The organism is Brevundimonas diminuta, assembly GCF_039673845.1.
Classification (GTDB): domain Bacteria; phylum Pseudomonadota; class Alphaproteobacteria; order Caulobacterales; family Caulobacteraceae; genus Brevundimonas; species Brevundimonas diminuta_E.
In genome coordinates this window covers 305,003-317,061 of sequence record NZ_JBDJMK010000001.1, presented here as the reverse complement: position 1 = coordinate 317,061, position 12,059 = coordinate 305,003, and the positions used below count along the sequence as shown (strand labels likewise).

General features: G+C 62.7%; 8 protein-coding genes. 6 read left to right on the top strand and 2 right to left on the bottom strand.

The window, feature by feature from the left end; translation table 11 throughout:
• Positions 1-56: 56 nt before the first annotated feature.
• The 3 genes from ABE454_RS01595 to ABE454_RS01585 all read left to right on the top strand — a co-directional run bounded on the left by ABE454_RS01595 (position 57) and on the right by ABE454_RS01585 (position 3,761).
• Positions 57-1,220 (top strand): porin family protein, encoded by a 1,164-nt coding sequence (locus ABE454_RS01595; RefSeq protein ID WP_346528357.1) that lies wholly within the window; start codon positions 57-59, stop codon positions 1,218-1,220.
• A gap of 195 nt (positions 1,221-1,415) precedes the next feature.
• Entirely contained in the window at positions 1,416-3,227 is a 1,812-nt protein-coding gene (locus ABE454_RS01590; protein WP_346528355.1) for an amidohydrolase family protein, read from the top strand.
• Positions 3,228-3,362: 135 nt separating this feature from the next.
• The gene (locus ABE454_RS01585) at positions 3,363-3,761 is read left to right on the top strand and encodes a hypothetical protein (RefSeq protein WP_346528354.1); all 399 of its coding nucleotides are present in this window, start codon (positions 3,363-3,365) and stop codon (positions 3,759-3,761) included.
• A 72-nt stretch (positions 3,762-3,833) separates the two neighbouring features.
• Here ABE454_RS01585 and ABE454_RS01580 read toward each other — a convergent pair whose 3' ends face one another.
• The gene (locus ABE454_RS01580) at positions 3,834-6,857 is read right to left on the bottom strand and encodes a TonB-dependent receptor domain-containing protein (RefSeq protein ID WP_346528351.1); all 3,024 of its coding nucleotides are present in this window, start codon (positions 6,855-6,857) and stop codon (positions 3,834-3,836) included.
• Between the two features lie 440 nt (positions 6,858-7,297).
• Here ABE454_RS01580 and ABE454_RS01575 point away from each other — a divergent pair, with 440 nt between their 5' ends.
• The gene (locus ABE454_RS01575) at positions 7,298-8,911 is read left to right on the top strand and encodes an FMN-binding glutamate synthase family protein (protein WP_346528348.1); all 1,614 of its coding nucleotides are present in this window, start codon (positions 7,298-7,300) and stop codon (positions 8,909-8,911) included.
• 313 nt (positions 8,912-9,224) lie between these two features.
• Here ABE454_RS01575 and ABE454_RS01570 read toward each other — a convergent pair whose 3' ends face one another.
• On the bottom strand, positions 9,225-9,905 hold the full coding sequence (locus ABE454_RS01570) for an SDR family NAD(P)-dependent oxidoreductase (RefSeq protein WP_346528346.1): 681 nt from the start codon (positions 9,903-9,905) through the stop codon (positions 9,225-9,227).
• A 248-nt stretch (positions 9,906-10,153) separates the two neighbouring features.
• On the opposite strand from ABE454_RS01570, the gene ABE454_RS01565 reads away from it, so the two are divergent.
• Both ABE454_RS01565 and ABE454_RS01560 read left to right on the top strand, forming a co-directional pair.
• The gene (locus ABE454_RS01565; protein WP_346528344.1) at positions 10,154-10,930 is read left to right on the top strand and encodes an enoyl-CoA hydratase/isomerase family protein; all 777 of its coding nucleotides are present in this window, start codon (positions 10,154-10,156) and stop codon (positions 10,928-10,930) included.
• 102 nt (positions 10,931-11,032) lie between these two features.
• A complete protein-coding gene (locus ABE454_RS01560) occupies positions 11,033-12,046 on the top strand; it encodes a LysR family transcriptional regulator (RefSeq protein WP_346528508.1) in 1,014 nt (337 codons plus the stop codon).
• The last annotated feature ends 13 nt before the right edge of the window (positions 12,047-12,059 follow it).

Here is a 12,059-nt window from a genome sequence, read left to right as displayed (position 1 = left end):
CGCAACTCTTCGCCCTAGCCCATGCCCGTCGCGAAGTCGGTCAGCTAGCCGATACAATGACCATATATGAAGCGCTGGCGAAGGATGCCGACCCTGATGTACGCGCCGAAGCACGCTATCGGCACGGGTTATTGCTGGCGGATGAGCAGCAGTACGCACAGGCCGCAGTGCTTTTTCGTGCTCTTTTAGACGAGAAGCCGGAGGTCCTTGTGGCGCGCCTTGAACTGGCGCGGATGTTGGCGGCTATGGGCAAGGAGAACGAGGCGCGCCGGGAGCTTCGGCAGGCGCAGGCTGTCGGTATCCCGGAAGAGGCGGCCGCTATGGTCGATCGGTTTACGCGCGCGCTGCGGAGCGACAGACGCTTCGGCGGTGCAGTTGAGTTGGCCTTTGTGCCGGACAGCAATATCAACCGCGCGACGGAAGCCCGAACGCTGGATACGGTGATCGCTCCCTTGACGCTTTCTGATGATGCAAGGGCACGTTCCGGTACCGGAATACGGACCATGGCCCAGGTTTACGGCCGATTTCCCTTGAGTGGCGACTGGTCTGTGGTGCCCAGGGGGGGCGCTCAGGGCGTGACCTACAGACAAGGTCAATTTAATGACGTTTCTGCATCGGCGCTTGTCGGACTTGAGCGGCGTGGACAACGAAACAGCTTTACTGTTTCCGTCGGTCATGGCTGGAGATGGTTTGGCAATGAACTCTATGCCGAAACCTCTAACGTGGGGCTTGACTGGATACGCCCGCTTGGCACGCGCTCTCAGTTTGTGACATCAGTGAGTGCTAGCGATGTGCGCTACAGCGTCAACGATCTGCAGAACGGAGGTTTGTACGACCTCTCTGTTTCGCTCGAGAAAGCGCTGAACGCTCGTTCAGGGATTTCGCTTGCCGGGTCTGTTACACGCCAGACCGCGCAGGATTCAGGCTATGCGACGTGGGCTGGTGGATTGTCGAGCGGCTATTGGCGTGAAACGCGCTGGGGAACCGCATTTGTCTCCGGCAGCATGCGGCGGACCAAAGGTGATGAGCGGCTGTTTCTATTTCCCGACAAGCGCCGGGAATGGCTGGGCGCCGCTCGGGTGGGCATGACCTTGCGATCTCTTGAGATGTATGGGTTTGCTCCAACTGTACGTTTGGGTTTTGAACGAAATTCTTCAACGGTCGGGATATATGAATACCGACGAGTTTCAGTTGATGTCGGTGTCGCGCGAGCATTTTGAGCTTGGTAAAAAACTAACGGCGGTTTTTGAAGGCTGCTTCTGGACGACGTGCCTCCGGCTTTAAAGTGGTGATTTGCAGCTAAGGTGGCGGCCTTGGGACTAAAACGATTACACCAAGCGTGAATCGTCTCGCGATCAATACGAGACGGGTATCTGACGCCGGTGCGTCAGCGGGGAGTTGAGTGAGCCATGAGTATGACACCATCCAGACGCCTGTGCCTGCGGGCCGGGGCGACCGCCACGTTTGTCGCGGCGTGGATCGGCCTTGGGGGCTGGACTGCTCCGCAGGGTGAGCCGCCGCTGCTGATTTCCGGGGCTGAGATTTTCGACGGGACGGGTGCGGCGCCCTATCGCAGCAATGTACTGGTGATCGACGGGCGGATCGTGGAGATCGCCGAGCGGGTGCGGGCGCCGCGTGGCGCGCGGGTGATCGACGGGCGGGGCAAGGCCTTGCTGCCCGGCTTTTGGGACGTTCATACGCACTGGACGCCGAACGGCGCCCCTGCGATCGCGCCCGAGATCGCCACGGCCTACATTCAGTCCGGCGTCACGACCGTCAATGATTTCCACCAGCCGCCCGAGGCGTTCGAGCCTCGCCGTCGCTGGCTGCAGACGCTGGTGACGCCGCACGTCAACCTGACCGCTCGCATGAGCACGCCGGGCGGCCATGGCGCGGACTGGGGCGACCAGACCACGACGCGCTGGGTCACGACGCCAGAGGCGGGCCGGGCAGGGGTTGAGGCTATCGCCCCGTATGGCCCGGACGTCATCAAGGCCTTTGCCGATGGCTGGCGCTATGGGCAGTCGGCCGACAACACCAGCATGGACGAGGACACTCTGGCGGCGATCGTGACCGCAGCCCATGCCCGCGACATCAAGGTGGTGACGCACACGGTCACGGTGGCGCGTGGCGGTCAGGCCGCGCGCGCGGGCGTCGACATCATCGTCCACAGCCTTCAGGATCGCGACGTCGACCCTGAGACCATCGCCGAAATGCGGGCGAACAATGTGGCCTATGCGCCGACGCTGGCCGTCTATGAGCCGGTCAAGCCGGGCCAGACGCCGCCTGCGGACATGAACTCGCCGCGCATGCGCCAGTCGGTGCGCAAGTTCCAGTTCGCGCTGGATAACGTCAAGCGCATGCAGGATGCGGGCGTGCTGGTCGCGCTGGGTACGGATGCGGGCATGCCCGGCACGCCGCATGGCGCGGCGACCCTGCACGAAATGGAACTGCTGGTTCGGGCGGGGCTGACGCCGACGCAGGCTCTGATGGCGGGCACGGCCAACAGCGCGCAGGCCATGGGCCTTCTGGCCGACCGCGGCACGATCACCGTGGGCAAGCGCGCCGATCTGGTTCTGGTTGAAGGGCAGCCGTGGCGCGACATCACCGATGTCCGCCGGGTTCACAGCGTCATCATCGACGGTCGTCCGGTCTATGGGCCGGGGATCGCCTTGCCCGCCGCCAATGGACAGCCCCTGATGCCCGCCATCACGGTGGGGACGCTGGTCGACGACTTCGAGCGCGCCGATCAGCGCACCGCCCTGGACACGCTGAGGGTGGATGATTTCGACGGCGGTCAGGACCGCTCGGTCATGCTGAGCCAGATCGTGCCGGACGAGACGGGAAACCACATCCTGCGTCTCAGCGCCAGGATGTCTACCAAGGCATTGCCCTATGCGGCGGTGATCCTGCCGCTGAGCCGGGGCAGCGTCGAGCCGGTCGATCTGACCGCGCGCCATGGTGTCCGGTTCGACGTCCGCGGCGATGGTCAGGACTATGAACTGAGCCTGCGCGGCCACAGCGGCCAATGGCGTAAGACCATCGTCGCCGGTTCCGAGTGGCGGACGGTCGAGGTTCCTTTCTCAGCCCTTGAGCCGGTTACGCTGCGCAACGGCGTGGCCAGCGCGGCATGGAGCGGGACAGATTTGTTCGATATCCGCATCGGCGGCACGCGAGGCGCAGGCGAGGCCTTGTGGTTGGAACTGGACAATATCGCCTTCTATTGAGGCGTCTGGTCTGATGTTTGATCTGGGGCGTGGGGGTGATCTCCACGCCCCTTTTTTCGTGGTCGCCATCAGGCCTTGGCGTTTCCCGGCAGGCAAAGTTAAGCTTTGCCCGAAATCGGGGGAGGATGTTCACCAATGATGTTCCAACTGGAGCGACGCCATATCCAGTGGCTGGGTTTGGCGGCCATTGTCATCAGTCTGGGGGCGTGGGCGCTGGACTGGACCGGAGCGGTCTATGTCTGTCCCTATTGCCGCGTGCAGCGCACGGTGATTGGTATTCTGGGGCTGGGGATGCTCAGTCCGGTCAGCCTGGGGTGGATCGGGCGCTATCTGGCGAGCGTCATCGGCGCGCTGGGCGTTGTTGTCGCCTCGACCCAGCATTTCCGCGGCTGGGCGAAAATCAGCAGCGGAGAGTTCGCCTTCCGGGACCCGATCTATCTGGATCCGTTTCTGCTTTCGGGCTGCGCCCTGTTCATCATCGTGGGGCAGATGATGTTGTATTATTACTCGACGACCCTGGGCCGTCGCTTCTGATTTATGAGACAGGCCTGAAACAGAACAGGGCGGAAGGCGGCGACGCCTCCCGCCCTGATTTTCTGGAGCCGATCAGAAGGTCTTGCGGATGCTGGCGTACCAATAGCGCCCGTAGGGCTGATAGACCGTGCCGACATAGCCCGCCCCCGACAGCGGCGGCTCCTCATCGGTGACGTTGCGCACGCCGACGCGCACAGCGGTGTCGGCCAGCATCCCCTGACCGAACTCATATTCGGCATACAGGTTGGCGGTGATGGTCGAGTCCACCGTCCAGAAGTCTCCGGCTGAGTTGACCAGACTGGTATCGTTCAGGGACGAAATATACTGGGTGAAGGCGCCCAGCGTCAGGTTCTGATAGCGCCAGCTGCCTGACAGCGACCACTTCCATTCAGGACGTCCCAGATCGGCGATCATGTCGCCCATGCGGCCGCCGAAGGTGATGGCGGGGTCGATGGCGCCGGACTCGCGCGCGGCGTTCAGGTCGATCATCCCGGGCGACATTTCCAGGTAGTATTTCAGCAGGTGCGAGACGTTCAGATTCAGGCTGAAGTCGCCATGGCTTGCGGTGCGCAGATTCCATATGGCGCCCAGATCCAGGCCCTCGACCGTCTGAGGCTGCTGGTTGGTATAGGCGTCGGTGATGTACTGGACCTCGCCCGCCGCGGCCAGGCCGGTGCCGGCGAAGATGGCCTGGTCGGCCGCCGTCGGATCGGCGCGGATGACATTGGGATTGAAGCTGCCGTTCTTGCGCATCAGATAGTCCAGGATCAGGGCGTTCTGACCGCGGAACAGTCCGACCATGCCGGTCTGCTCGACCTTCCACCAGTCGGCGGTGAAGGTGAAGTCGCCCAGTTGTTGCGGCAGGAAGCGCGGCTGGACGACCAGGCCGACCGAGACGGTTTCCGACTCTTCAGGTTTCAGGTCAGGATTGCCTGAACGGCGCTCGGCGGTCGTTTTGCGCACATGGGTTGTGCTGATGTTGGCGAAGTCGGCGGCCGTCTGGGCTGTCGGGCTATAGCTGGTTCCGCACTGGTTCATGGAGGACATGGCGGTGGCCGCCGCGCCGCGCCGGATCAGGGCTTCGCAATAGATATAGTCGTTTGATCCGTTCGAGCGGGTGATCACCGTAGCGTTGATCTGCTCCAGGTTGGGAGCGCGGAATCCCTGCGCCCAGGAGGCGCGGACCCGGAAGCCGTCGACAATGTCCCAGGCGCCGGCGATCTTGGGCTTTGCCACATCGCCGAAGTCGGAATAGTTCTCGAAGCGGCCCGCGATCTGGATTTCCAGATTATGCACCAGCGGCACGTTCATTTCCGGCGATACCAGCGGGGCGGCGAACTCCAGATAGGCAGAGAAGACGTCGCGTTCGCCGTAGGTGTCGGGGTTCTCGGCCGAGTTGATCAGGTCGCTGTAGATGGCGCCCGACTTGTCCGTATAGCGGATCGTGCCGTCGATGCGGCTGTCGCGATCGTCCAGCTGCGTCTCGGTGCGGAACTCGATCCCGGCGGCCATGCCGACAGATCCGGCAGGCAGCTGGAACAGGTCAGGGCGAGACACCTTGAAGTCCCACAGGCCCAGCTCGGTCTTGGTCTTGCGCACCATGTCGACGCGCGCGGCGTCCAGCGCGGCCTGGTTCGACGGCGTGCCTCCGCCGAACTGCGGATGCTCGCGATTGCCGCCGCCGAAGAAGTTATAGGCGTCGGGCGTCGATTTCGCCGCCCATTCGGCCAGGCGGGTGGTCGAGAGGTTGTCCGACACGTCCTTGGCCGAGGCCTCCGACCACAGCAGGGCGGACTCCCAGTGCCAGCCGCGCCAGTCGCCGCGCAGGCCGCCCAGGATGCGGTACTGCTGATTGGTGACATCGACGTTGATCGGTCCCATGTCGCCGAAGCGATAGCCGGTCAGGCGGATGTCCTTGCCGAACGGGTTGTAATAGTTCGAGCCGGGAATGGTCATCAGGACCGCCGACAGGGTGTTGATCGGCTCCTGCCGGGCATGGGATTTGGCGTAATAGGCGCCCAGTTCGCCAAAGGCCTCGACGGCGTCATTGATCTGATAGCGGCCGGTCAGGAACAGGTTGAATCGGTCGACTTCTGGAATGACCGTCAGGTCTTCCTTGGCCGTGTCGCCGCGCAGGGCGGGATCCACCGTTGTCGTTTTCTTCAGGCACAGGCCGTTGCCCAGACCTGCGGCGCACCCGGCCATTGAATCCGGCTGGATGGTGAAGGCTGTGAAGGATTCGCCCCCATAGACGGCGGGGTTGGTCAGGGTGAACTGGCCCCACGGCGTCAGGGACGTCAGGCCGTTGAGCGAGGCGTGGTTCTCAAAGCCTGTTCCCGCGAACAGGGGCCGCTTGTCGTTCGAGGCGGTGTAGTTCTGCTCCAGCGTCGTCAGTTCATCACGATGATCATAGTTGAAGAACAGGGAGACATTGCCCCGCCCGTCGGCCACGTCCTTGCCGCCATAGAGCGAGAAGTTGAACTCTCGCATGCCTGTGCCCTCGGCGCCGCCATACTGGCTGGAAACAGTCCAGCGGTTCATGTCATCGCGCAGGACGGTATTGACCACGCCGGCCACGGCGTCGGCGCCATAGATGGCGGCGGCGCCGTCGCGCAGCACCTCCAGACGCTTCAGGCCCGACACCGGAATGGCGTTGGTGTTGTAGGTCAGGACCGGCACCAGATGCTCATTGGCTTGGCTGGTAGGGTGACCCACGACGCGGCGGCCGTTCAGCAGAACCAGCGTATTGCCAATGCCCAGATTGCGCAGGTTCACCGACCCTGTATCTCCGCGCGCCGAGTTCGAGGTGGCGGGCAGATAGGCGGAGTTGAAGGTGACGTCGCCCATCTGAGGAATCGAGCGCAGCAGTTCGTCGCCCGAGGTGGCGGCTGTCGCCTGGATCAGTTCTTCGCCGACAACGGTGACGGGCAGAGCGGCCGTGACCTTGGCCCCCCGGATCTGAGAGCCGACGACGACGATGTCTTCGACCTGGGTCGCTTCAGGCGTGTTCTGCGCCGCAGCGGCGGTGGCGGTAAACAGCGCCGTCGAGGCCAGCATCGCGGCCTTGGCGTGACGGCGGGCATGATGTGCAGACATAAAAGAGAGACCCTTCAATGAACTTCATCCGACGTTTTTGATCCGACCTTTTCATAAGAAGGTCGCTGATCGGCGATCCCTGTACGCCGCCATATGTGGCGACATGGCGGAATGACGCCGCAATTCAAACTAGATGCCGACAGATTTGAGGCGTCAATCAGTTTTGTGCAATCCAGGCGATAATTGCTGAAAATTCGATCCAGACGAGAGAATGTTTTCGAATGCGAGCTTTTGGTTGTGTTTTGTGCAGTTCTGTTGCGCCGTGAAGCGCAGGCAGACGCGGGGCGCTGGATGCGGCTGCTGAACTGGATGAGCTTCATGTGGCGCGAAGGCGTTTTGGCGTGAGCATGCTGGCCCGGGCGCAATCCAGTCGCCATAGTTTCGGGAACTCACGATGCAGCGGGACATTCGTGACGTTCGCGAAAAGGGGCTTTGGAAACGTGCGGCTAAATCAATATTCGGCTTTCGCTCTCTGCATTCTCGTTTTCATCGTCGGCGTCGGGCTGGCCTTGCATTATCCGTGGCTGTGGTTCGTGCCGACGATCGCAGGGGCTCTGGTCGTGCTGGGCGTGGTCGACCTGATCCAGCCGTATCACTCGATCCGCCGCAACTATCCGGTGCTGGGCCACGTCCGCTGGCTGGCCGAGATGATCCGCCCCGAGATACGGCAGTATCTGATCGAGTCCGATCAGGAGGCGGCGCCCTTTTCCCGGAACCAGCGCTCGCTGGTCTATGCCCGCGCCAAGAAGGAGGGTTCGGAGCGCTCCTTCGGCACTCAGGTGGACGTCTACAGCGTCGGTTACGACTTCATGGGCCATTCGATCCGCCCGGCGCCGGCGGCGGACCCCACGACCTTCCGCATTCTGATCGGCGGGGATCAGTGCGCCCAGCCCTATTCCTGCTCGGTGTTCAACATCTCGGCGATGAGCTTCGGCTCGCTCAGCGCCAACGCCATTCGTGCGCTGAACAAGGGCGCCGCCATGGGCGGTTTCGCGCATGACACCGGGGAGGGCGGCTACAGCCCCTATCACCGTGAATATGGCGGCGACATCATCTGGGAGCTGGGCAGCGGCTATTTCGGTTGCCGCACGGAAACGGGCGCTTTCGACCCGGACCGGTTCGCCCAGCAGGCGGCCAACCCTCAGATCAAGATGATCGAGATCAAGCTGAGTCAGGGCGCCAAGCCGGGGCACGGCGGCATCCTGCCCGGCGAGAAGGTCAGCGCCGAGATCGCGGCCACGCGCGGCGTGCCGATGGGGCAGGACTGTATCTCTCCCGCCAGCCACAGCGCCTTTTCGACCCCGCTGCAGATGATGGAGTTCATCGCCCGTCTGCGTGAACTGTCGGGCGGCAAGCCGGTCGGCTTCAAGCTGTGCATCGGCCAGCCGTGGGAGTTCATGGGCATCGTCAAGGCCATGCTGGAGACCGGCATCCGCCCCGACTTCATCGTCGTCGACGGGGGCGAGGGCGGCACCGGCGCCGCGCCGGTCGAGTTCACCGACCACCTGGGCGCGCCGATGCGCGAGGGTCTGCTGTTCGTTCACAATACTCTGGTCGGGGCCGGTCTGCGCGATCAGATTCGCATCGGCGCGGCGGGCAAGATCACCAGCGCCTTCGATATCGCCAGCGTCCTGGCCATCGGCGCGGACTGGGCCAATGCGGCGCGCGGCTTCATGTTCGCCCTCGGCTGCGTCCAGTCTCTGAGCTGCGGCACCAACCGTTGCCCGACCGGCGTTGCGACGCAGGATCCGCTGCGCCAGCGCGCCCTTGTCGTGCCGGACAAGGCCGAGCGGGTGCATCAGTTCCACCGCTCTACCCTGAAGGGACTGTCGGAAATGCTGGCGGCGGCGGGCATCCATCACCCCGGCGACCTGGGCCCCCACCATCTGGCGCGTCGTATCAGCCAGACCGAGATCAAGCTGTTCTCACAGCTGCACGTCTTCCTACGTCCTGGCGAACTCCTGACCGGCGAAGAAGGCCGCAGCTTCTATTCCGAAAGCTGGCGTATGGCCCGCGCCGATCGCTTTGACCTCGAAGAGCCTGCGCAGATCTGACCACTCCAAGTGTACGTTTATACGCTCTGAGTAACGGTGCCTCGTCGTAATAGATTTTATCATCTGATTGCCGGTATCCATCGCTGGGTAATGGTAGGGTGTCGTGCGTGTTGCGGTATTATTTGCCTAACGCTAACGTATCTCCAGTCGGTCGGATAGGTCGGGTGGCGCGATGGCTCGGATCAGTTTAGGCGGTATCGGTTTTTGCTTCCGATCATATCGCAGGCGGTGCTCCGGTGTATCAGTTTGCGCTCGCTATACACGACGTCGAGGGAGTGATCGCCGAGCGAGTGAGCTATTTAATCTCTCCGTTTCAGGCGCGTCCTCTGACGGGCGTCAATGCGCCGGTTACGGCTGAAGCTGCGTCACTGGCGAAGAACAGCATGACGGCCGCCAGTTCGGTTGGCTGAACCCAGGTGGAAAAATCCGCATCAGGCATGTCTGTGCGGTTGGCTGGGGTGTCTATGACAGAGGGCAGAACGGCGTTGACTGTGAGGGCTGATGTCCTTGTCTCGGCGGCGAGAGCTTCGGTAAGCCTGTGGACGCTGGCTTTGGATGCGGCATAGGCGCCCATGCCCGGCTCGGCCTGCAGCGCCGCCAGAGCGCCCACATTGACAATGCGGCCAGCAGGAGACGACTTCAGCCATGGCAGGCTGGCGTGGCAGGCGTTCAGAACGGTCGTCAGATTTATCCGCTGCATACGGTCCCATGTTTCCAGCGGACCGTCTGTCGTTTGCCACATGAAGCCGCCCACGGCGTTGAGCAGATTGTCGATGCGGCCGAAGCGGGCCGCCACGGCTTCGATGGCCTTCCGAGCCTGAGCCGGATCGGCCAGGTCGACGCCGCCAATCGCTTTCCAGCGATCGTCGTCTTCACGCGCCACAATGCCGAAATCGATGGCGGCTACCGTGTCGCCGCGCTCCAGAGCGGCTTGTGCAAGCGCCTGGCCAAGTGCGCCTGATGCGCCTGTAATGACTGTGACGGGCCTGCCCATTGTTTGCTCCTGAAATGCCTTTGATCCAGCTTTGGGCTGCGAAAAGATCCGGTCAAGGAGGAGGTGAGGCTGAGACGCATTTGAAAACATCTCCTGCGTAAACAGTGATTTTCCTGAGCTTCCCCCTACCGCCTGACCGTTGTCGAACGGGAGGTTTGCCGCCTTAAATGTTTTCCAATTCCGGCGCAGCGGGCCGGTGCGGACGGGGCGGCTACATGTCTCTGGTTCAGGTCGAGATCGACGGCCGCATGGCGATCGTGACGTTGAACCGTCCCGAGAAGCACAATGCGCTGAACGCTGAAATGATGGTGCGGATGGCTGAAGCCTGGGACGGCCTTGCACAGGATGACAGCATCCGGGTTGTTCTGGTGACAGGAACGGGCGAGCGGGCCTTCTGCACGGGCGCAGACCTTGGTTCGCTGGCGCCGCTGGCGACGGGCGCCAAGACGGCGCAGACCCGCTTTGAAAAGCAGTGGGTCGACGGACATCAGGATCTGGTGGATCGGGCGTTGTTGAGACATACGCGCTTCCACAAACCTGTGGTGGCCGCCGTGAATGGTCTGGCGGTGGCCGCCGGTTTCGAGTTGATGCTCGCGGCGGATATCCGCGTCGCCTCGACGGCCGCGACCTTCCAGCTCAGCGAAGTCCGGCGAGGGCTGATCCCCAGCGGCGGCGCCCTGGCGCGTTTGCCGCGGCAGGTCGGCTGGTCCCACGCGATGGAGATCATTTTGGCGGCGGACGTGATCGATGCCGAGCGGGCTCTTTCGATGGGATTGGTCAATCGCATTGTCGCGCCGTCAGAGGTGTACGCAACAGCAAAGGATATGTGCGGCAGGATATCTGAAGGCGCGCCGCTGGCGTTGAAGAAGGCCAAGGAAGCGATCGCGCGCTCAAGCGGCTGCGAGCTGGGTCGGGCCTTTGAGATTGAACAGGCCTGTCAGGCTGTGGTCTTGGCCAGCGAGGATGCGCGCGAAGGTCCGCGGGCCTTTATGGAGCGGCGTACTCCCCGCTTCACGGGGCGCTGAAGTGATGAAGGCGAGCGGCGTGCGCCGGGCGGGTTTCGCCACGTGGTTAATTGTCATGGCAGGGCGACTCTGTAGGGTGGATGTCATGATCTGTTGCTGGGCGTGGGGGCGCAGGGCGACAGATTGCGTAACGAGTGGCCGGGGGAGGCTGTGATTTCTATCTGGGACGGCATTGAGGAATATATTTCGGTTGTAGAGACGGGCAGTTTCACAGCCGCTGCCGATCAACTCGGCGCTTCCAAGTCATTCGTCAGCAAAAGGGTCAGCGAGCTTGAGTTGCGTCTCGGCGTCCAACTGCTGAAACGCACCACGCGTCAGGTCTCGATGACGGCCATCGGTGAGCGGTTTTATGCTTCATGCCGGGATATGCGGCGGGCTCTGGTTTCGGCCAGTCATGAAGCGGCGCAGATGCAGCAGACGCCGACCGGCAAGCTGAAGGTGTCGCTCAATGACACCTTCGACGTCAATTTCATCTCTGCGGTTATCGCCGACTTCGCCTGTCAGTACCCTGGGGTGGGGATCGAGGTGCATGCGGGCTCACGCGAAGTCGACCTGATCGGTGAGGATTTTGACGTCGCCATCCGCTACGGCGACCTGATCGATTCCAGCCTGCGGGCCGCCCGCATCGGCTATCTGTCTTTCTGCATGTGCGCCTCGCCCGCCTATCTGGCCGAGCATGGCGTGCCCAAAGGCATCGCAGATCTCAAGAACCATTCCTGTCTGTCGGACCTGGGCGGTCATTGGTGGTTCAACTCCAGCGACGGCGCCGAGAAGGTTCGCGTCAATGGGCGATGGAAAAGCAACAAGGGCGCGGCGTTGCGGGTGGCGGCCGCGCGCGGCATGGGCCTGGCTCAACTGCCGATCGCCTTTGTCCGCAGTGAACTGGCCTCTGGCGCTCTGGTCGCGGTCGAAGATGAGTGGAGCTATTACGACCGTGAGGCATGGGCGATTTTCGCCCCCGGAACGCCGGTTCCGGCGACGCTGCGGTTGCTGCTCGATTTTCTGTCCAGCCGCTTCGCTCGAACCCAGCTGCGGCCGTGGATGCAGACCTCTTTAGCTGAACTGGACGTTTTCCTGGCCGGCGGAAGCCCGGCCGAGACGGAGAAGATCGGCTAACGCGTCAAAGGCA

Excerpts from the sequence above, each read along its gene's own strand:
- ABE454_RS01580 (WP_346528351.1), bottom strand. The coding sequence starts at position 6,857 with ATGTCTGCACATCATGCCCGCCGTCACGCCAAGGCCGCGATGCTGGCC.
- ABE454_RS01595 (WP_346528357.1), top strand. The coding sequence starts at position 57 with ATGACCATATATGAAGCGCTGGCGAAGGATGCCGACCCTGATGTACGC.
- ABE454_RS01565 (WP_346528344.1), top strand. The coding sequence starts at position 10,154 with ATGGCGATCGTGACGTTGAACCGTCCCGAGAAGCACAATGCGCTGAAC.
- ABE454_RS01590 (WP_346528355.1), top strand. The coding sequence starts at position 1,416 with ATGACACCATCCAGACGCCTGTGCCTGCGGGCCGGGGCGACCGCCACG.
- ABE454_RS01570 (WP_346528346.1), bottom strand. The coding sequence starts at position 9,905 with ATGGGCAGGCCCGTCACAGTCATTACAGGCGCATCAGGCGCACTTGGC.
- ABE454_RS01585 (WP_346528354.1), top strand. The coding sequence starts at position 3,363 with ATGATGTTCCAACTGGAGCGACGCCATATCCAGTGGCTGGGTTTGGCG.